The organism is Microcoleus sp. K5-D4 (assembly GCF_036704575.1).
GTDB lineage: Bacteria > Cyanobacteriota > Cyanobacteriia > Cyanobacteriales > Microcoleaceae > Microcoleus.
On sequence record NZ_JAUBSD010000012.1, the window covers coordinates 15,588 to 35,340 of the forward strand.

Annotated in this window: 18 protein-coding genes; 7 read left to right on the top strand and 11 right to left on the bottom strand. The window is 44.3% G+C overall.

Annotation, left to right across the window (positions count from 1 at the left end):
• Nucleotides 1–2: 2 nt before the first annotated feature.
• The 5 genes from QUA77_RS05950 to QUA77_RS05970 form a co-directional block, all read right to left on the bottom strand.
• Nucleotides 3–707 carry an MIP/aquaporin family protein gene (locus tag QUA77_RS05950; protein ID WP_333449544.1) on the bottom strand — a complete coding sequence of 235 codons (705 nt, stop codon included), beginning with the start codon at nucleotides 705–707 and terminating at the stop codon, nucleotides 3–5.
• A 104-nt stretch (nucleotides 708–811) separates the two neighbouring features.
• Nucleotides 812–1,153 (bottom strand): metalloregulator ArsR/SmtB family transcription factor, encoded by a 342-nt coding sequence (locus QUA77_RS05955; protein WP_333449545.1) that lies wholly within the window; start codon nucleotides 1,151–1,153, stop codon nucleotides 812–814.
• Nucleotides 1,154–1,292: 139 nt separating this feature from the next.
• Entirely contained in the window at nucleotides 1,293–2,408 is a 1,116-nt protein-coding gene (locus tag QUA77_RS05960; RefSeq protein WP_333449546.1) for an inorganic phosphate transporter, read from the bottom strand.
• Between the two features lie 236 nt (nucleotides 2,409–2,644).
• Nucleotides 2,645–2,899, bottom strand: coding sequence for a hypothetical protein (locus tag QUA77_RS05965; protein WP_333330615.1), 255 nt, complete (start codon nucleotides 2,897–2,899; stop codon nucleotides 2,645–2,647).
• A gap of 177 nt (nucleotides 2,900–3,076) precedes the next feature.
• Entirely contained in the window at nucleotides 3,077–3,751 is a 675-nt protein-coding gene (locus QUA77_RS05970; protein WP_333062888.1) for a HEAT repeat domain-containing protein, read from the bottom strand.
• Between the two features lie 259 nt (nucleotides 3,752–4,010).
• Between QUA77_RS05970 and QUA77_RS05975 the strand changes: the two genes are divergently transcribed.
• A complete protein-coding gene (locus QUA77_RS05975; protein ID WP_333449547.1) occupies nucleotides 4,011–6,470 on the top strand; it encodes a CBS domain-containing protein in 2,460 nt (819 codons plus the stop codon).
• 224 nt (nucleotides 6,471–6,694) lie between these two features.
• On the opposite strand, the gene QUA77_RS05980 is transcribed toward QUA77_RS05975, so the two are convergent.
• From QUA77_RS05980 to QUA77_RS06000, 5 genes are all read right to left on the bottom strand, one after another.
• On the bottom strand, nucleotides 6,695–9,052 hold the full coding sequence (locus QUA77_RS05980; RefSeq protein ID WP_333036492.1) for a polysaccharide biosynthesis tyrosine autokinase: 2,358 nt from the start codon (nucleotides 9,050–9,052) through the stop codon (nucleotides 6,695–6,697).
• Between the two features lie 1,040 nt (nucleotides 9,053–10,092).
• Nucleotides 10,093–11,523, bottom strand: coding sequence for an MFS transporter (locus QUA77_RS05985; RefSeq protein WP_333062894.1), 1,431 nt, complete (start codon nucleotides 11,521–11,523; stop codon nucleotides 10,093–10,095).
• 213 nt (nucleotides 11,524–11,736) lie between these two features.
• Nucleotides 11,737–12,294: a Uma2 family endonuclease gene (locus tag QUA77_RS05990; protein ID WP_333449548.1), complete on the bottom strand. Its 558-nt coding sequence runs from the start codon at nucleotides 12,292–12,294 to the stop codon at nucleotides 11,737–11,739.
• Nucleotides 12,295–12,353: 59 nt separating this feature from the next.
• Nucleotides 12,354–12,908: a hypothetical protein gene (locus tag QUA77_RS05995; RefSeq protein ID WP_333449549.1), complete on the bottom strand. Its 555-nt coding sequence runs from the start codon at nucleotides 12,906–12,908 to the stop codon at nucleotides 12,354–12,356.
• A gap of 115 nt (nucleotides 12,909–13,023) precedes the next feature.
• A complete protein-coding gene (locus QUA77_RS06000; protein WP_333449550.1) occupies nucleotides 13,024–13,701 on the bottom strand; it encodes an ATP-dependent Zn protease in 678 nt (225 codons plus the stop codon).
• Nucleotides 13,702–13,955: 254 nt separating this feature from the next.
• Here QUA77_RS06000 and rseP point away from each other — a divergent pair, with 254 nt between their 5' ends.
• From rseP to rpsN, 3 genes are all read left to right on the top strand, one after another.
• Nucleotides 13,956–15,056, top strand: coding sequence for an RIP metalloprotease RseP (gene rseP, locus QUA77_RS06005; protein WP_333449551.1), 1,101 nt, complete (start codon nucleotides 13,956–13,958; stop codon nucleotides 15,054–15,056).
• Nucleotides 15,057–15,233: 177 nt separating this feature from the next.
• A complete protein-coding gene (gene nth / locus QUA77_RS06010; protein WP_333449552.1) occupies nucleotides 15,234–15,884 on the top strand; it encodes an endonuclease III in 651 nt (216 codons plus the stop codon).
• Between the two features lie 173 nt (nucleotides 15,885–16,057).
• Nucleotides 16,058–16,360, top strand: coding sequence for a 30S ribosomal protein S14 (gene rpsN, locus QUA77_RS06015; protein ID WP_006633844.1), 303 nt, complete (start codon nucleotides 16,058–16,060; stop codon nucleotides 16,358–16,360).
• A 132-nt stretch (nucleotides 16,361–16,492) separates the two neighbouring features.
• Here the strand turns inward: rpsN and QUA77_RS06020 are convergent, their stop codons facing one another.
• Entirely contained in the window at nucleotides 16,493–16,822 is a 330-nt protein-coding gene (locus QUA77_RS06020) for a hypothetical protein (RefSeq protein WP_333049991.1), read from the bottom strand.
• 46 nt (nucleotides 16,823–16,868) lie between these two features.
• On the opposite strand from QUA77_RS06020, the gene aat reads away from it, so the two are divergent.
• The 3 genes from aat to QUA77_RS06035 all read left to right on the top strand — a co-directional run bounded on the left by aat (nucleotide 16,869) and on the right by QUA77_RS06035 (nucleotide 19,502).
• The gene (gene aat, locus QUA77_RS06025) at nucleotides 16,869–17,465 is read left to right on the top strand and encodes a leucyl/phenylalanyl-tRNA--protein transferase (RefSeq protein WP_445242200.1); all 597 of its coding nucleotides are present in this window, start codon (nucleotides 16,869–16,871) and stop codon (nucleotides 17,463–17,465) included.
• A gap of 100 nt (nucleotides 17,466–17,565) precedes the next feature.
• The gene (locus QUA77_RS06030; protein ID WP_333449553.1) at nucleotides 17,566–18,288 is read left to right on the top strand and encodes a Uma2 family endonuclease; all 723 of its coding nucleotides are present in this window, start codon (nucleotides 17,566–17,568) and stop codon (nucleotides 18,286–18,288) included.
• 59 nt (nucleotides 18,289–18,347) lie between these two features.
• On the top strand, nucleotides 18,348–19,502 hold the full coding sequence (locus QUA77_RS06035) for an ISL3 family transposase (protein WP_333449554.1): 1,155 nt from the start codon (nucleotides 18,348–18,350) through the stop codon (nucleotides 19,500–19,502).
• The last annotated feature ends 251 nt before the right edge of the window (nucleotides 19,503–19,753 follow it).

Here is a 19,753-nt window from a genome sequence, read left to right on the forward strand (position 1 = left end):
TTTCACTTAAAATCCCGAAATCCGTTAGATATTTCCCGATAAACTGCGACTGCTAATTGTGCCCCCCAAATAGGAGCAACCCAGTAAACCCAGTGGTGTTCCCAAATTCCGCCAACTAAAGCCGGGCCGAGAGAGCGTGCCGGATTCATACTCGCTCCGGTAATCGGCCCCATAAATGCAGCTTCTAAGCCTACAGTTAAGCCTATTGCTATCCCTGCAAACCCGATGTGAGCGCGCCTGTCAAGTCCTGAACCGAGGATAACAAACATTAAGATAAAGGTCAAAACTGTTTCTAAAATTAGAGACTGCAACCAGTTACCGTTGAGAGGGATAGTTGCACCGAGATTTGCTACTTTTCCTAGGGTAATTAGCAGCACTTGAGAAGCTGCGATTGCACCCGCACACTGCCCTAAAACGTAAGGTAAAACTTTATATTTTGGGAAAAAACCGCTCGCCCAAAACCCTAAAGTTACGGCCGGATTAAAGTGTGCACCGCTGATGTGTCCTAGGGCGTAAATCATGGCACATACTACTGCACCAAATACAAAACTGACGCCTAAATGAGTTACGGAACCAGCGCTAGTTTTGTTAACCATCACCGCACCGGTGCCTGCAAAAACCAAAATAAATGTACCTAGAAATTCCGCGATCGCCTCTCGCCTACAATCGGGGCGAGCACAAGCTAACCTCTGAGCTGTTGCATCCATCGCTCTCAACTAATTTGTTCCATTCCATCATATCAAGAAAACTTGATATGTCAATCTTCAAACAAGCGATATCAGTATTTGAGTGATTAAGAAATGTTGATGGGTTAACCCGCCTCGGAACAGGGGCGCGCCGGCAGGATCTGGCTGAAACGGCGGTATTCGGCGAGGTACTGTTCGAGGGCGACAAACTGAGCTAAATTGAGACTGTAGTAGATCCAGCGCCCTTCTTGGCGGCTGCGAACTAAACCGGCTTCTTTTAGGGTTTTGAGGTGGAAAGAAAGTTTAGGCTGAGGGACAGAAAGTCGATCGCACAAATCGCACACGCACAACTCCTGTTCCCGCAGCAACCCCAAAATCTGAAGCCGCAAAGGATCGGAAAGAGCGTGAAAGCCAGCAGCGATCGATTTATCTGCAACAGGCGGCGCGATCGTAGAATTTTTAACCATAAATTACCCTTAAATTTTTATTCAACAACTCCCGGCGCGATTTCTTGTTATTACCGTTAGATTTGATATGGTTATCCTTTGATGGCCATCCCAAATCAACTGCGAACTCTTTATCTTCTAGGACTAACGATTAATTCTCTTAGCGATGCAACACCCAGTAAGCACAGCCGCTGATTGCCGCAGCAATGGGCAAGGTCAAAATCCATGATAGTAGAATCTGATAGAAAACGCGCACATTAGCTTTTTTTGAAATCAATCCAACACCAAAAATTGAACCTACCGAAACATGGGTAGTAGAAACTGGAAGCCCATAACGACTGGCAACAATAACTAAAAATCCAGTCACTAAGTTTGCCACCAGCCCTTGACCAGTATTCATTGCTGTTAGCTTTTTGCTCATGGTTTCTGCAACTTTTTTAGCATTCAATAAACCGCCGATCGCCATTCCCAAAGCTACTGCCAAACTTCCCCACTGAACTGATATTGATTGACCGACTAACATCAGCGAAACAATTTTCGGCGTATCGTTCAATCCTCTGGCAAAACTGACGATTCCCGCACTCATAAAATGGCAAACATCCACTAACTTTTGGCTGGGGATTTGTAAGAAATTCCCCAGGTACCTTTGCGTGCATTTATCTAAAGAATCTACCGCGACATCAGCGGTTGTGATGCACTTGAGTATGTTAGTTGCATCGGGCTGGGGAATGGGAATAATTTCTTGAGTTTGACCAGCGCAAATACACCATTCTTTCTGGATTCCTAAATAAACTCGCAGGTAGCGAGACAGCCCATAAATTAAAGATCCTAATAAAATCGCAATCATGGGACTCAGCAACAAAGGCATTAGAAAATTTTTCTGCAAAGCAGTAAAATTAACTTGATTACCAATTGCTACTAAACCTGCACCAACAAGAGCACCTGTAAGACCGTGAGTTGTGGAAATAGGGAATCCAGTTAAGGTAGCAAGAATAACGGTTAAACCCGCAGCGATCGCGACTGCCAAATGAAAATCTGAGCCATTGGCGATCTCGTCTGGAACTAGCCCTTTTCCCGAAAAGCTTTTTACCAGCGTTTCTGCTAAAAAAATAGAAAATACTGAACCTGCAAAAGTTGTGATCGTTGCCCAACCAATTGCTGTTTTATAGTTCGTCGTCTGACTGCCAAACAGTGTCGCCACGCCTTTAAAATTATCATTAGCACCATTGGAGTATGCTAAAAAAAACGTGGCGATAAATAGGGCAATAAGTAACATTCTCTTACTCAGAATAAGTGTGGTTTATTTAAAACTGTTTTAGACCCGGGCCGCTACAGCACCGAATTTGATTGTATAGACACAGTTGCATCAAAAAAAATAAGGAAAATATTAAGATTTCTTTGGGACTAGGCGAGCGATCGCATCTTAATTTCGCGCCAGCAACATGGGCACGATATTGAACGATACTATAATTAAGGCTCGGCGATCGCTTCCGGTACGCTCAAGCAAGCGATTCACTTCGGAGTCTGTACCCTTGCCGGCACATCTGTCAGTCCCGCCTTCTGCATCAGCGAAATCACCCCTATAGATAGAATTCCCCCAATAATTGCCCCAACAACTACCAGGATGATAAAGACTTTTTGCAGAGTTTTTTTAGTTGCCGGGTGGTACTGTTTCGGCAATGCTTCACCTTGTTCGTCAACTTCTTGCTCCAAGGGGTCTAGCGGATTGGAGGGATTTGAGTTAAAGGGATTGGGCGCTTGATTCATGATTAGTTTGGGTTAAAGGAGATCGACAACTATTTTAACTTGCGATTTAGCCTCGCGGCTTAAATAATACATTCTGGTTTTACTGAATACTCTATAAATTTTATTAAGATTGCTAAAATACGGATTAACCCGGTTTATTGAATAAACCGGGTTTTTCAACATACTAAAAGTTTGAGGTCACGCTTCTGCTTTTGACAGGCGATCGAGAGAAATTGTTGCCGCCTTAGATACTTGAGAATTACTATCTTTTTCTAAGTATTTTAAAGCCGAAACGCTCTTAACACTCGGCAAATTGCCCAAAGCTTCAGCCAGCCTCTGGCGGATCAGCCAATCTTCTGACTGAGCAAAATTGAGGATGCGATCGATCGCCCCAATATCTTTAATTTCCCCCAAAGCCGAAATTGCCGCCTGCTGGATCACCACTTGCTCGCTGTCGAGAGCTTTCAGCAGCACATCGCGGGCCCGGGGATCTTTGAGATTTCCCAAAGAAACAGCAGCACTGAAGCGCACCAGCCATTGAGTATCTTCGTAAAAAGCCCGCACCAAAGCATCAAAAGCTCTGATATCTTCCAGATAGCCCAAAGCGCCGGCAGCGTCAGCGCGAATGCCGTAATCCGGGTCTGTTTCTAGCAATTTGACTAGAATGGGATAGCACTCTGCTGTCGGTTTTACCCCGAGAGCAAACACAGCCATCGATCGCACCTGCAAACTTTCGTCGTTCAACACCTTTTTAATCAAAGGCACCGCCTCTGCAGCAGGCACATTCCGCAAGTTGGCCAAAGCCACCATTCGATCGGCGGAATTTTGGCTTTCTAACTTGGCTGCAATTTGCTCTAAGCTTAAAGTTGTCATTATGGATAAATCTTGTAGTAAAACTTTACATTCGGGTTATTTTGATTATAGGCGAGTCTCAGGGGAAAAGCAGGCAGTAAAAACCGCCCAAGGATTTGAGGTTCCGGATTAGTGACACCATTAATCTAAAGCTCAGATTGTATAGAAATAATCAATTAGAAAGTCTATTATTTAAATCCCAAGCACAGGCGAGGTGTTTCTGCCGTTCCCTAAGGCTTTGCCCGATAGTTAGCCGCCCTCTGACAACCTGCAATCAACTATGCCGTTTTACCACCCGCCCTTTTACTCCTCAGCCTTAGAACAAGCGATCGATCGCTACCCCCTCACTGCCGGGCCAGAAACTTCCTTAGCAGCGGCGATCGCCCTGATGAGTCAGTTGCAAAACAGTTGTCCCCTAGTCAAAACACCTGTACCCTCAGACCGGGCGGCGATGACCGAAACATCCGCGCCGGAAAAGGTGCGGGCCCGCTGCGTGTTCGTCGTAGAGAACCAGCAGACTATTACCACAGGCAACTTATCCGACAACCCCAGCCGCGGACTGTTAATCGGCATATTAACCCCCGCCGACCTAGTGAGGCTGATAGCTTCTGGCACAATAGACAACCAGCACAAAGTAGCCCTGCACAAAATACCAATTTCCGAAGTGATGTCCCCGGTGTCGGTCTCCCTCACAGAATCCGATGACCAAGACGTGTTTACCGCCTTATCCTTATTTCGCCAGCACAAGATTCGCTATTTGCCGATCGTCAATCAATTTCGCCACTTGGTAGGAGTGCTGACACGGGAAAGAATTCGCCAAGTATTGCAGCCTTCAAACATTCTTAAATTGCGGCGGGTAGCAGAATTAATGACTACGCCAATTACAGCGCCCCACACCGCCTCGCTGCTGACCATAACCGAACTGATGTCAGAGCATCAAGTCAGTTGCGTAGTGATTACAAAAAACAAAGAATTAACAATGGAGAAGCCCAAAGATGACTATACCTCCATTTTTCACTATTCCTTTCACCAACCCCTGGGAATTATTACCGAATATGACATTGTGCAGGCACAGTTTCTCGAACTAAATTTCGAGCAAACCCCAGCTCAAAAAGTCATGAGAACTCCCCTGCAATTTCTTCAACCCTCCGATTCCCTATGGACGGCGCACAAAGAAATGCAGCAGCAACAAGTGCAGCGGTTGGTCGTGTGCGGGGGGCGCGGAGAACTGTTGGGAATTATTACTCAGACCAGCTTGCTCAGAGTCCTCGATCCCACCGAAATGTACCGAGTTGTCAAACAGTTGCAGCAGTCGGTTTATCAATTGCAAGCCGAAAAAGTGGAACTGCTGCAAAGCCGCAACGCCAAACTGGAACAGCAGGTGCGGGAACGGACTGCAAAACTCCACGAACAATTGCAGCGCGATCGGCTGTTAACTCACATTTCCTTGCGGATTCACCAATCCTTAAACCTCGAAGAAATTCTCAACGCCAGCGTTGATGAAGTCCGCCAGGTTTTGCAAGCTGACCGAGTAGCAATCCTGCATTTAGAGTCCAGCAATTACGGCATTGTAGTGGCAGAATCCGTTGCCGATAATTGGCCTTCAATATTGGGAGAAATCATGCCGGATAATATTTGGCAAGAATCTGCTTCCGTGATCGAACAGGAAATTTATGCGGTTCCAGACCTCGACCAAGCCTGTTTGAGCGCCGAAAAATATGCCCGGTTCCAGCAAGCGCAAATCAAAGCTTATTTGATTGTACCAATTTTGCAAGACGGCAATTTGTGGGGGATGATGTGTGTCCATCAGTGTTCCCAATCCCGTCAGTGGCAACCTTCGGAAGTGGATTTGCTACTGCAACTGGCAACTCAAATCGCGATCGCCATTCAGCAAGCTCAACTCTATCAGCAAGTCCAAAATCTCAACACCGACCTCGAACGCCAAGTCCAAGAACGCACCGCCGAATTGCAGCAAAAAGTTCACGAGCTCCAGCATTTAAACGTCCTCAAAGATGAATTTCTCAGCACCGTTTCTCACGAACTGCGGACGCCTTTAGCTAATATAAAAATGGCTATTCATATGCTGAGAATTTCTCCCACACTAGATCGGCGCCAGATTTATCTAGAAATTTTAGAAACAGAATGTACTAGAGAAACTGATTTGATTAATGCTTTGCTAGATTTGCAGCGGCTCGAAGCAGCAACTTGTCCGATCGACCTCGAACCAGTAAACTTAGAAGTCTGGCTGCCTACTATTATCGACCCGTTTTACACCCGAGCCCACGACCGCCACCAAGATTTGCGAGTAGAGTGCGATCGCCACCTCCCCACGATCAGTTCCAACCGCGCTAGTTTGGGACGAATTTTAGCCGAGCTCCTCAACAATGCCTGCAAATATACTGCCAATGACGGCGAAATTTTTCTGAAAGTTGAGTGCAAAAACGGAGACTGGGAACAAGAAGGACAAAGGACAAATTCGCGACAAGCAAGTGCTGTGGCTTCAGAAATCCAATTTACACTCAGCAATCAATCGTCCATTTCCATAGAGGAATTGCCTCGAATTTTTGAGAAATTTTATCGCGTTCCCAACGCCGATCCTTGGAAACAAGGAGGTACAGGTTTGGGTTTAGCTTTGGTTCAAAAACTTGTCGAACAGTTGCAAGGAAAAATTGAGGTTGAAAGCAGGAATGGCTGGACTAATTTTATCGTCACATTTCCTACCAACCCGGATGGAAATTAATCCGCCATCAGTCAATTTTAGATTTTAGATTTTAGATTTTAGACTTCGGCCTGAGAGGTTCGACTGAGCGCGAGGGTCAAGTCGCGCTCAGTCGAACGATTTTAGATTTTCGATTTACTCCACAGACGAATTTAGGAGATTGAACAAGAGTCTAAAATTTTGGGAGTTCCATGACTCCTGTCGGGAGCTGGTATCCTTTTTTTGGGGGTCATCTTTGTTGGGTCTCACTCTTTTTTGGGAGCTAGTTTGCGGATACGAGACGGTGCTGGTGTCAAATTCAAATATTCATTTTTATCTTCAACAACTGATGATCTTGATGCTGGATACTTCTTGCGTTTAGGGGCATGATTCGCAACTGTACCCAAGCATGGTATACCAAAATTTTCTAATTGACTGAAAACTTTTTTGACTTCAGAAAAAGGGACTTGGTGAATTGCTACAACCATCAGTATGCCATCGGTGCGCGCCGCTAAAAAATTCGTATCTTTACTGTCCGCCAGCGGCGGCGTATCGTAGATAACTAAGTCAAATTTTGCCTGAAGTTCTTCCATTAAATACTGCATCTGAGATGATGCCAGCCGTCTGGCAGTACCAGGATTCGGGAGACCGGCAGTTAATACAAAAAGATTATCTGCTAGATGCGATCGTTGGATAATTTCATTGGGTTCGTTTTTATTGTCGAGCAAGTTGCTCAATCCCTTGACATTAGGCAGTTCCAAGAGCAAGTGCAGGCTGGGCGAATGTAAATTCCCGTCTACTAGCAGCACTCGCTGACCCGCCAGCGCTGCCACGTGAGCTAAGTTTAAAGCAACAGTAGATTTGCCTTCGCCAACTGTAGCCGAACCAATTGCCAAAGAGCTAATCGTTCGATTTGAAGAAAGAAAGCGGATATTAGTATAAAGAGAGTCAAAAGCTTCTATAAATTCCGCAGCATTTTTCTTATTACCCTCTTTTCCTTCAAGATAAGCATAGGCATTAGCAATAGAAGGCGGCAATTTTCTAGCATTTTTGTCAAGAGGAATTGCTCCCAATAAAGGTGCATCAACCGCATCTTTAACGTCATCAGCACAGTAGAAAATATTGCGGAACTTTTCAATGAGGATAGCAGCTCCCAGACCCAAAACTAGCGCTCCAACAACTGCCATCACTAATTTGTTTTTAGCTTTCGATGGAACTGTCATCAGCTCGCCCTTCTCATCTCGCGGTATCCGTGGTTCAGAAATTATTTCCCAAGGTACTTGGCTTTGAGCGGCTTGGACGCGCAGAGTTTCCCGCTGGCTTAAAAGTTGATCGCGGGTGCGGGCGGCTACTTCTAATTGCTGTTGCAGTTCGTTGTAGCGGCGGGCTATGGTGGGGAATTCAGTTGCTTGCCTGTTTAAATTGTTTTTAGTTTGGCTGATTGCCTGAAGGCGAGCTTCTAAGACTTCAACTTGGTTAGCAGTATCAACCAATTGTTTAATCAAGCCTATGCGAATAGAATTTTGAAAATTTTGAACTTTAGAATTAGCTTGGGTGCCTACTAAATTTTGCCCCAAAATTCGATCAGTTTGCTGGTTGAGCAAAGCGACTAAATTTGCCCGCTTGCGCTCTAAAGCTTCCACTATAGGGTTAGCAGATTTAAAACGAGCTGTTTCTACAGCAATCTGACCTTCTACTTCCTTAACCTTGGTCAGCAACTCTTTATATTGAGGTTCTTCGCTTAAAGCGGAAGCGGCAATAGCTTCATTTGGTGTAAAATCTAATTGTTTTTGCAAGTTAGCGTACAGCGTTTTCTGTTCTTGCAGTAGCCTTTGAGTTTCTAACTCTAAAGTTTCTACGGTACGAACTTGCTCCATTAATTGCGCGCCTTGTTCTTGAGGATTGGTAATCTTTTGCTGCTCCTGTATCACCTGTAACTCGGATTTCAGCTTGTTTACGCGCTTATTGAGTCCCGGAAGCTGGTCTTCAATAAATTTAACACCTTCACCAATCCGAGTCTTGCGTTCATCAAGACTGTACTTTAAATATTTCTTTTTAGTTTCTTGTAAAACGAACTCAACTAATTTAGGATCATTCCCCATGAAGCGCACTTCCAAAATTTTAGTCAGCGTCCTCTCATCTTCTCCTATCCGCAAAACGACTAATTCTTTTTGAAGAATTTTCTCGGTAACTTCTGGATATCGTTTTTGGACTTGTTTAACAATAGCCGACAGCATCTGAGGACTCTGGAGAATTTGAAGTTGAGTTGCGTAGTCTAAACTAAAAAAATCTCGATTAGGTACTCCTCCCCCCTCGCTGCGATTTGCTAGGGCAGAGGGGTCAGCAATTCTTGCCTCCGTTGTCACAGGTTCCACTAGCATCCGAAAATCGCCTTGATATGTTTTCTTGCCTCCCTTGATCTGATAAACAGCTCCAGCGCCTACTATACCTATAATCCCAATAATGATTAGGGCTTGTCGCTGAAAAGTCCTCAACAACGGCTTGAGATTCAATCCTTTCTGAGGCTGCGCGCTTAACTCTTCTCCCTCGTCAACGGAAAATTGCTGCACCTGTCGGCTCTGGTTGCTAATGGGTACGATATGAGCGTCCTGTTCTCTTTCCATGTTGACCTCTTTGATATTTTGTGGGTAAAATCAGCTTTCTTCTGCGAGCCTTCAGGTTGATACTTTAAGCATTGGCTTAAGGATATCACACGAAATTATTGGTTGGTCGAGCCCACTTCCTTCTAATAGTTCTCACTACTTTGACATAGTATACAAAAATAACTAAATCCCTATGCCATGCCGGCAGCAAAAGTTCTTTTACAACTGCTGGAGAGTTATATCAGACTGCATTTGGCTCTGCTGCGTTGTGCTTGTATTTCGGGTTTCCGGGCGACGAAGCCAACTTTTTGAGGTGTTGCTCCGCTTCGCGACAGGCGGTGCAATAACTTTACCAAACTTTTACAATTGACCGTAACACCTCAGCCGCCGCTTGCGCTGGTATTGGTTTGTCCTCTATGCCTTTTTTCGGTTCAGAGTCAACTGCAGAAGCACTTGTTAACTTACGTGCTAACTGACCGGCTAAAAAGTTTTGCATTTCCCATGTAGATATAATTAGCCACCTTCTGCAGATTTTTTGGAACGGCAACTAATCGAATCAATTTCCGAGAAAAATCTGTTTCTTCTTTTAATTATAAACTTTTTGAGGAGTTGGATGAGTGAGCAAGTTTATATACTTAGTTTATCGTCGTAATTATATCACAAACTCATCTCTTTAGTGCGCGACAGACATAAAATTTAATAATTTGTGTTCTCAAGCTCGATCGACATCTCGAACAACTCAAGCATTCGGGGTTTGTCTACCGGGGCGGATGGCGCGGCGCGATTTATGTATTTTCGTAAAAAAAACTAGGTTTCTGCGTTCCGAGGCTATTACCCAAACTATAGCTTTGAGTTGCTCTCCGAGCAAACTATAGCAATCCTTTCGGGAAACGCGCAACGGGCTTTTTTTGAATTAACTGATGCAATCAGAAGATGACACATTGTTAAATAAAAAAAGAGTTCGCACAAGAGGGGAGGATTGCTATTAATCTCGCTCGACTCAGCTATTGGTAGTGGTTATTTTTCGAGTTGACTAATGACCAACTACTCCTTATTAAGGCTTACTGATTTTGTGCTTTTCTTTCTCGCAGTTTTAACAATATTTCTGCATGAACTTCGCGGGTTATAGGATAAAAATATGTAAGAATCATGCCAGCAATTAAAGCAATTGTGGGCAGTGGCCCGATCGCAACTCGAATCGCAAACAGTGCAGACTCTGGCTGTACGGGTGCCGGCTGTCCCGGAACTGTAGATAGAAATCCAGCTCCTTCTAATGCTTGGCCTACCAACCACAAACCCCCTGCCAATCCGATTTTTTGCAGCAGTACCATAAATGAATAGAAAACGCCTTCGCGTCTTTCTCCTGTTTGCAGTTCGTCGAGTTCGATCACATCCGGTATCATCGACCAAGGTATTAGATAAGCCGTGGAAACTCCGACACCTGCCATGACTGCTAATAGGTACATCTGCAATACTTGTCCGGGTTGGAGGAAAAACAGTCCAGCTTGGGCAATAATCCACAAACTCATGCCCATAAAATATACGGCTTTTTTGCCATATCTCTCGCTGACTTTACTCCAAACAAATAGCATGATTAATGCAGTGCCTTGAACTGCGATCGCCACCAAGCTAAAAACGTACTGTGGCTGTTGCATCCAGTTAACAACAAAATAGGGAATAATAGTAGCAGTCAACTGCACTCCCAGCCAAGAAAAAAGATAAATTCCAATAACGTACAAAAAAGGGCGATTGCTAAATGCAATCTGCAACTGTTCTTTCAGTGGCAACGATGTAGAATTATCTAGTTCTGCGTTTTCTAATAGTTGGGCTGCGACGTGCTTGCGAGTTCCCAAAACGCACCAGTACAAAGGCAAGACAGAGATAACTGCACAGATTGCACCTAATACTAAATATTGTTGATTCGGGTTCTTGTCAAATACAGCAAAGATAATTAGAGCTAAAATTAATGAAAAGATGCTGCCGCCAATTGAGAAAGCAAACCGAAAACTATTAAGGCTAGTGCGTTCGTTGTAGTCTTGAGTAAGTTCTGGAGTCAGGGCAGTGTAGGGAAGATTGACAGCCGTGTAGGCGGTGTTGAACAAAATGCTGATCGCAACATAGTACCAAAATAACACTGTGTGATCGGTGCTAGGTACAATCCACTGCAATAAGAAGAATATACCGAAGGGAATTCCACCATATATTATCCAAGGATATCGGCGGCCCCAAGGGTGAGAAGTGCGATCGCTCAAAACCCCCACAATCGGGTCATTTATGGCATCCCAAACCTTGCCAACTACCAAAATATTGCTGGCTAAGCCGGCAGGTAAACCAGCGACATTGGTAAAGAAAACTAGGAGGTAAAATGCCAAAACATTAGCGGTAATTGCCGGGCCGAGGTCGCCGGCACCGTAAGCTAATTTTGTCGAGAGGCTGAGTTTTTGTGTCGCGGGATTGTTGGCGGCTGGTTGAGGCGGGGAAGTGTTGCTCATAAACTTTGATTTCGGGATTTTTTGGCAGTCACAGTCTTTCCAGTAGGAGTATAACTCATGCTACGCTCTAATACTAAGTTTTTTGTAGCGATCGGGACGACCCAGAAGATTTGGTAATTTATAATTGGGTAATTGGTAATTGATAGGTTGGTGGGGAAAGGTTTAGGCGATTATTTGTCTTAGGCAATTATTCTTAGTAAAACCTGCCCCTACTTAAGGAAAAAGTTGCGAAATCTGAACTTTTATTTCTGGAAATGCCAGCATTGACAAAACATCATCTTCATTAAATACTGTTTCTTGTAGGTAGTTTGCCTCGCCCGGTTCGCGAAAAACATAAACTTGCCGCCTGTTAACATCAAGTATCCAATAATCAGTAATTCCCGCCTTAGCATAAGCCGGTGCTTTTCGCTTGCGGTCTGTTTCTAAGGTGGTATCAGCTATTTCTACTAATAAGAAAATGTTGGCGGGTGCGGGATGAAAATATTGGTACAGCCGGGGGTCGATTTGCACTACAGCAATATCCGGTTCTGGTTCTGAATTATAACTTAGAGCGATCGGGTCTTGAATGCGAATTAAAGCAAGTCTTGCCAGCAGATTTCTGAGATAGTCGGCTGCACAGAGGTTAGTGGCTGCGTGGGGAGGATTTTTTGCACTTATTGAGATAATTTGCCCGTCAATTAATTCGACTCGTTCATCGGGATTGAGAATGCCTGTTTCGGTCATGCGGCGATATTCCTCTACAGTCCACAAGCGTAAATCTGTTACAGTCATGGCACAATTTCCTGGGGCGATATTATCTATTATCAATTCACATTCTAGTTTTTATTGAATTACTCGGTCAACAATCTAGATTTAGCTGTAATTGCTCCCACACACCACAAAATAGCATTGATAATTTCCGATCGCTGAATATCTTCTGCGTCTAAAAAACTTGCAAACTCTTCCTCAATATTCAAATGGTCTGCAAAATCATAAAGTATGCGCTTGTATTCCGTTGGCATCGGTATTAAAGTAGCTTTCACTAAATCGAAAAGCGCGTTCAAACAGTTGAGGATAGTAGCTGACTCGTCAAAATCTTCGGCATCGAGCAAGTACAGCGTTTCTGCAATGTCGCAAATAGCGTCTATTTGTGTGGGTGGCTTTCCCACTTCACTGACATCGATATTGCACAATTGGAGAGCGTTAATCGCTAGTTCTGGACGGGTAAAAAATACAAGTTGACCGCCGGCTACTAAGGGCGGCTCTTGTTCTCCATAGACAATTAGAGTATATAGATTTGGTGTTTCGGTGCCGGGGTCGATCCGGAAACCGAACAGCCACAACAATTTTTCTGTATAGGGGTTTGCTGTTTGCAGTGTTGTTGGGAAAATTTTGGGTTCTGACATAAATTTTTAATCCTTATAATACGCTGTTAAACTCGGTTTATAGGCAAAATCTGGGTTTTAGTGATAAATCTATAAATAAACCGGGTTGATCAAGGTAAGAAGGCGTAACTTTTGTTTATAAATTTTGCTGGATTATCTCGCAGCACTCAGCGACGGTTGCTCTTTTTTCCATTGCTGCTACTAGGGCTTCGTAAGCTGATTGGTGGCTTTCGATCAGGTTTTTGGCTCGCAGCAAGCCCCAGTTTTGTTTGAGTTGAATTTCGGAACTTGGACGGCGCAGTTGTGTTAAAATAGCGCTAATTTTTGTGCGGTCTTCTGCTCCTCCTTGTGCGCTGCCGTAAACAAATTTTTCGGCGACTATTCCGGCCATCCACACGGTGCAGTATTGATCTAAAAGTTGGGCGGAAAGAGTGCCGCTTTGGAGTTGAGATGCTAATTGTTCGTCTTCAAATCGGACGCCGCCTTGGGCTGTTTGACCTTGTTTAAATGCTTCCCAAGCGTTGAGGGCGTAGCTGGTTACGGGAATTCCCAACAGGTGGGCGACTAGGAAGTGTCCGGCTTCGTGGTGAAGGATACGATCGCGCTTTTGTTTGGAAGTTCCCCCCAGCCAATCTAATAAAATAGTCCCGCCTTGACCTTGCCACTGGAAACTGTCAAGGGTGGCTAGCCCCAATAGGCAAAAAGTGGCGATCGCAGGTACGGCTTCTGGCAAGTTGAATAGGGGGCCTAACAATATTGAAACGGTGATGGCAAAGATAGAAATAGCGATAATATTCAAAGAAGTGTCTTTCATAATGGGGAATGGGTAACTGGGAATTGGTAATGGAAAATTTGTAATAGAGAATTGGTAATGGGAATTGGTTTTAGAGGTAAACTCAGGTACGATCGCGCGATCGGTTTGGCAGCGTCGGGTCGATCTCCGCGCCCCCGACTTCCGACAAAAACTCCACCTTCCAGTTTGACTGAAAAATGTCGCTCCCAAGCCACCGATCTTAAAAAGATATTAAAATAAATCAAAGTCAAGTAAAAGTGTTAGTGGAATCCTTCATGTCAGTTTTGGCAGCGATCGCAGTTTTAGGTATCTTGATTGTCGTTCACGAACTCGGCCACTTCCTGGCGGCGAGACTTCAACACATCCACGTCAACCGGTTCTCTATCGGTTTCGGGCCTATCCTCTGGAAGTACCAAGGTCCGGAAACTGAATATGCCCTCCGCGCCTTTCCCCTGGGAGGTTTCGTGGGTTTCCCGGACGACGATCCAGACAGTACAATTCCCCCAAATGACCCGAATTTGCTCAAAAATCGCCCCGTGCTTGATCGGGCGATCGTCATTAGTGCAGGGGTAATTGCCAACTTAATTTTTGCTTATTTCCTGCTGGTGGTGCAATTGACAACTGTCGGCGCGGCAGAAATGAACTACCTACCGGGAGTTAAAGTCCCGGAAGTCGCCGCAGAAGTCAGTTCGGCGGCGAAACAAGCGGGAATTCGATCGGGCGACGTTGTTCTGTCTGTTGACGGCAAGGAATTGGGCGCTTCCCGCGAAGCAATCAAATTATTGGTAACAGAAATCCAAGATCATCCCAACCAACCCCTAGCGTTGGAAATTCAGCGCCAAGAACAAAAATTTGTGGTGACAGTCACTCCTGAAGAGTCGCCCGACGGCAAAGGTCGCATTGGCGTGCAGCTAACTTCTAACGGCACTGTCGTGCGGCAGAGGGCAGGAATTGTAGAGGCGTTTAGCAAGGCCGCCAAAGAATTTGAGCGGATTGTGCTGCTGACTGTTCAAGGTTTTGGGCAGTTACTTAGCAATTTCAGCCAAACTGCCGACAAGTTGTCCGGGCCGGTGGCGATTGTGGCGATTGGTGCAGGGATTGCCAAATCGGATGCTGCGAGTTTGTTTCAGTATGCTGTGCTAATTAGCATCAATTTGGCTGTGATTAATATCTTGCCTTTACCTGCTTTGGACGGCGGCCAGCTAGCTTTTTTGTTAATCGAGGGACTCCGGGGTAAACCTTTACCGAACCGGATTCAGGAAAATGTGATGCAGACTGGTTTGGTGTTGTTGCTGGGTTTGGGAATTTTCTTGATTATTAGGGATACAGCTAATTTGGCTGGGTTCGATTTGATGGGCAATTTTCGGCAACAGTAAATTAAGGAATTGGGAATTGGGGAAAATTTAAAAGTATTAATTTTTTCTAATTCTCCGCCTTTTTTATTCTCGTATTTACCCAATGGGTAAGGTGCGCACTGCGCACCCTACATTTAGATTATGTGTGCAGTTTTCCCAATGGGTAAGATGTACAGTGCCAGCCCTTGATTTACATTAATGACTCGAAATAAGTTAAGTTTAAAACAACGATCGCTAGAAATTCTGATTCGCCTCAAACGCCTCTATCCAGAAGCTCCTTGTACTCTCAACTACGAAACTCCCGTGCAGTTGCTGGTGGCGACGATTCTCTCGGCTCAGTGTACGGACGATCGAGTAAATCTGGTAACGCCGGCTTTGTTTAAGCGTTTTCCCGATGCGGTTGCTTTGGCAAATGCTGATATAGAAGAACTCGAAAGTCTCGTGCGATCGACTGGTTTCTACCACAATAAGTCTAAAAATATTAAAGGTGCTTGTCAGGCGATCGTCAATAAATTTAACAATCAAGTGCCGCAGCGGATGGAACTGCTGCTAGAATTGCCCGGAGTTGCCCGCAAAACAGCTAATGTCGTTCTCGCTCACGCTTTTGGTATTAATATGGGCGTGACGGTAGACACTCACGTCAAACGTTTGACTCAGCGGTTGGGATTGACCGAACATACCGATCCTACAAGGATCGAGCGGGATTTGATGATATTGTTGCCGCAGCCGGATTGGGAAAATTGGTCGATTCGGTTGGTTTATCACGGCAGGGCAGTTTGTAATGCGAGAAATCCGGTTTGCAATATTTGCGAACTTGCAGATTTGTGCCCTTCTGCTAATATTTCCTAGGGTGCGTCAGCTCGAATTAGAGCAACTGTCGATCGCACAATATGAACTTACGGACTCTACAAATCAGATCAGTTGTTGTGTGTAAATAAAAATATTTAAAACTAAAGTTATCCAAAAAGACAAAAATATAGTAAAATAGTAGATTGTGATTTATCTAAGGATATCAACAGATTATGGCTAAGAAGAGCATGGTCGAGCGCGAGAAAAAGCGCCAGAGACTCGTAGACAAGTACGCCGACAAGCGGGAAGACCTGAAAGACCAGTTTGACCAAGCTAACAATCAGATGGACAAAATGGCGATTCACCGCCAACTGCAACAGCTACCCCGCAGCAGTTCGCGGACTCGCTTGCGGAACCGCTGCTGGGCAACTGGACGGCCCAGAGGTTACTATCGTGACTTCGGACTGTCTCGCAACATGATGCGAGAAATGGCTCACGAAGGTCTTTTGCCCGGTGTTGTGAAGTCTAGCTGGTAGCACGAAGGAAGAAGGAAGAAGGGAGAAGGAAGAAGGAAGAAAGAAGGAAAAAACTCACAATTAATCGGCAGGATTAGGTTTGGGGTTGATTTTTGTTTCAGACTTATGAGTTAAATTTTCCTCCTTCTTGCTTCACTGGCCGCAGCATTTATCGATGCCGAGACTTTCGAGTAACAAGTCGCTGACGGCATTGGCGATCGCAAATTCGCCGTAGAAGCTTTTAGAAAAATCATAGGCCTGCATTTCGGTGACGATCGCAATTACGAGGCTGCCCAAGTCGTTTTCGCCTTCCATACGCTGGCGGACATAGATTTGGGCAGCTCTTTTAGCTATTTGCTGGTTGGCTGCTTCTGGGATAAACTCGGAGTCTAGCCAGGCCAGCAGCGTTTGTTGGAGCCATTGGCCTTCTTGTTCGGGGTTTTTGGCGGGGGGTAAGGTAATAGGTTCAATGATTTCAGACATGATTATTCCTAATTGCTAATGTTGACTTTGAAAAGTTAACTGAGAAATGACAACTGATAAATATATGCAATATGATATACCGACAATTATACAAGGATACGCGCAAGGCTATTTCTTGATGGCCAATGACGGGGAGGAGAGTTTGGGGTGGTATTCGAGCCGGCAGCGGGCGCTGATTCCCCTGGATGAAAGATTTACCTATCCGAAATCCCTGCGTCGCCAAATCAATCAAAATCGATTTTCCGTGGCTGTGAACCGCGATTTTGGGGCAGTGGTTGAGGGTTGTGCCGATCGCGAAACGACTTGGATTTCTAAGGAGCTCAAGAAGATTTACTGGGCTTTGTATGAGGCCGGTTGGGCTTACAGCTTCGAGACTTGGTGCGGGGACGAATTGGCGGGCGGTATTTTAGGATTGTCGATCGGCGGTGCGTTTATTGGGGAGTCGATGTTTTACCGAATTCCCGAGGGTTCTAAGGTGGCGATGGTGAAGTTGGTGGAGAGATTGCGCGATCGATCTTATCTGCTTTTCGACGCTCAAATGAACAATCCACACTTGGAAAGATTCGGCGCTTATACTGTCAAGGAAAAACTGTACAACACTCTTTTGCAAGCAGCTTTGAAGCGCCGCTGCTCGCTATTTTGAATATTCGGTCAGTAGGGAAATGGCAATGTCATTTTCGGCTCGAATTGTTGCTTCAAACAATAGTATAATTAAGCTCAGATACTTCTCGGAGACAACCACAATGCAAGTCACAACCGAAGAAATTATTTATCCATCCAGCGACGGTCAACCAATGGCAGACAGCACAATACAATACAAATTAATTGTCACAATCAAAGAAGGTTGCGAATCGCTGTTTGAAGATGACCCCAACGTGTTTGTAGCCGCCGATTTACTGTGGTATCCGGTTGAAGGTAGACCAGATATTTCTCAAGCGCCGGATACGATGGTGGTATTTGGTAGACCAAAAGGCGATCGACGTTCCTACATACAGTCTCGCGAAGATAATATTGCTCCCCAAGTCGTCTTTGAAATTCGCTCCCACAACGATAATAACACAAAAATGAACAAGAAACTTTCATTTTACTATCGTTATGGAGTCGAGGAGTATTACCTTTACGATCCAGAAAGAAATCAGTTAGAAGGTTGGCAAAGAATTGAAGGAATCTTAGAACCCATTGAACCGATGGAGGGATGGATAAGTCCCAGACTGGGAGTGCGGTTTGAGTTACCAGAAGAAGGGTTAGAAATCTATCGCCCTGATGGAGAAAAGTTTCTTTCCTATTCCGAAATAAATGCAGAGCGGCTATTAGAGCGACGGCGCGCAGAACAAGAATTTCAGCGTGCCGAAGAAGCCTCGCACCGCGCAGAAGAAGCCTCGCAGCGGGCCGAACAAGAAGCTCAAAAAGCCGAACGTTTAGCAGCCAAACTGCGCGAATTGAACATCGATCCTGATAGCATCTAAGCTCGAACGGCTCTCCTGAGTTTATGGTGTAAAATGTACCTACTAATACATTTACTGTTATGAGCTTCCATCTAGACTATCTATTAGCCTTGCCTGGAGTCAGGGTTGAAACTTGTACTCAAGTTGAGGGAAAAATTTTCTTGGGACTGAGCATTTCATCAGAAGGAATTGTTTGTCATCATTGTAACAATCCTACCGAAAAACTGCATCAAAATCGACCAATTTTAGTAAGAGATTTGTCTGTTTTTGGTCGTCCTGTATATCTAAAAATCCCACGACGGCAGTTTTACTGTCCTTTTTGTCAACGGTATCCCACAGAAAAATTAGATTTTTTGGACGTTAAAAGACGGCATACTCAACGATATGAACAAGATATTTATGAGCGTGTAAAACAATCGAGCATGGAGCAAATTGGACGAGAAGAAGGACTGAGTTATGACGAAATAAAAGGAATATTTGAGCAGGTAAACACCCTCAAAATAAAACCGAATTGGCAACGGGTTAAACGAATTGGTCTCGACGAGATAAGTATGCGCTCATGTCAAGGAAATTTTGTGACTGTTGTGAGTGACCTGGGCGAAGGTAATTTAATTGAGATGATTGATTCTCATCGCTGTGAAGAAATCATTGAAGTCCTTATAGAACAACCAATTGAAGTTCGTAAACAAGTTGAGGAAGTCAGTGTTGATATGTGGGGAGGATTCCCTAAAGTTATCAAAAAAGTATTCCCAAATGCCAAAGTTATTATTGATCGTTTTCATGTTATGAAAGTAGTTAATAAAGACTTAAATAAGTTACGTAGAGCAGCCGGAATAACAGATAGGCAAAGTAAATATTTATTATTAAGTAATCGAGTAAATTTGAATCAAGACCAGATTGATAAATTAGAAGTGACACTAGGAAAATCCGGATGTTTGCGAATTGCGTATGAGATGAAAGAAAAATTTAGAGAAATATATGAGACTAATTTGACGATCCAAAAAGGGCAGAATAAAATCAAAGAATGGCTAAATCATGCACAAGTATTTTTTAGAGAAGCTGCATCAACAATTGAGAATCATTTTGAGGGTATTTGCAACTACTTTCTTCATCGCACAACAAGTGGAGTCATGGAAGGAATCAACAATCGAATTAAGTTGATAATGCGACAAGGGTATGGTTTTTCTAATTTTAATAATTTTAGGAATCGCGTATTAGCTTGCTTTTCTGATTAGATAAACTTATAACCATAAGTTCAGGAGAGCCGCTCGAACTAGGAGAATAAACCCGGTTTGTCAAAGAAATCGGGTTTCTGGGGATTGCAGTTATTTACTTTTTTCAGGGCGAACGGGAGTATTTGGTCGATCGCCCCCAGCTCAAATTACATATACTACAATATATAATACAGATATTCGAGCCAAAATCCTTGGAGCTCAGAAAAATCCTAATCGAGGCCCCTTGAATGTGCAAAAATATTCAAGCAAAC

Bases quoted from the DNA above. Each gene is read 5' to 3' on its own strand.
- nth (WP_333449552.1), top strand. From the start codon at position 15,234: ATGACTCGAAATAAGTTAAGTTTAAAACAACGATCGCTAGAAATTCTG.
- rpsN (WP_006633844.1), top strand. From the start codon at position 16,058: ATGGCTAAGAAGAGCATGGTCGAGCGCGAGAAAAAGCGCCAGAGACTC.
- QUA77_RS05960 (WP_333449546.1), bottom strand. From the start codon at position 2,408: ATGTTACTTATTGCCCTATTTATCGCCACGTTTTTTTTAGCATACTCC.
- QUA77_RS06020 (WP_333049991.1), bottom strand. From the start codon at position 16,822: ATGTCTGAAATCATTGAACCTATTACCTTACCCCCCGCCAAAAACCCC.
- aat (WP_445242200.1), top strand. From the start codon at position 16,869: ATGACAACTGATAAATATATGCAATATGATATACCGACAATTATACAA.
- QUA77_RS06000 (WP_333449550.1), bottom strand. From the start codon at position 13,701: ATGAAAGACACTTCTTTGAATATTATCGCTATTTCTATCTTTGCCATC.
- QUA77_RS05980 (WP_333036492.1), bottom strand. From the start codon at position 9,052: ATGGAAAGAGAACAGGACGCTCATATCGTACCCATTAGCAACCAGAGC.
- QUA77_RS05975 (WP_333449547.1), top strand. From the start codon at position 4,011: ATGCCGTTTTACCACCCGCCCTTTTACTCCTCAGCCTTAGAACAAGCG.
- QUA77_RS05950 (WP_333449544.1), bottom strand. From the start codon at position 707: ATGGATGCAACAGCTCAGAGGTTAGCTTGTGCTCGCCCCGATTGTAGG.
- QUA77_RS05955 (WP_333449545.1), bottom strand. From the start codon at position 1,153: ATGGTTAAAAATTCTACGATCGCGCCGCCTGTTGCAGATAAATCGATC.
- QUA77_RS05985 (WP_333062894.1), bottom strand. From the start codon at position 11,523: ATGAGCAACACTTCCCCGCCTCAACCAGCCGCCAACAATCCCGCGACA.
- rseP (WP_333449551.1), top strand. From the start codon at position 13,956: ATGTCAGTTTTGGCAGCGATCGCAGTTTTAGGTATCTTGATTGTCGTT.
- QUA77_RS05995 (WP_333449549.1), bottom strand. From the start codon at position 12,908: ATGTCAGAACCCAAAATTTTCCCAACAACACTGCAAACAGCAAACCCC.
- QUA77_RS06030 (WP_333449553.1), top strand. From the start codon at position 17,566: ATGCAAGTCACAACCGAAGAAATTATTTATCCATCCAGCGACGGTCAA.
- QUA77_RS05965 (WP_333330615.1), bottom strand. From the start codon at position 2,899: ATGAATCAAGCGCCCAATCCCTTTAACTCAAATCCCTCCAATCCGCTA.
- QUA77_RS06035 (WP_333449554.1), top strand. From the start codon at position 18,348: ATGAGCTTCCATCTAGACTATCTATTAGCCTTGCCTGGAGTCAGGGTT.
- QUA77_RS05990 (WP_333449548.1), bottom strand. From the start codon at position 12,294: ATGACTGTAACAGATTTACGCTTGTGGACTGTAGAGGAATATCGCCGC.
- QUA77_RS05970 (WP_333062888.1), bottom strand. From the start codon at position 3,751: ATGACAACTTTAAGCTTAGAGCAAATTGCAGCCAAGTTAGAAAGCCAA.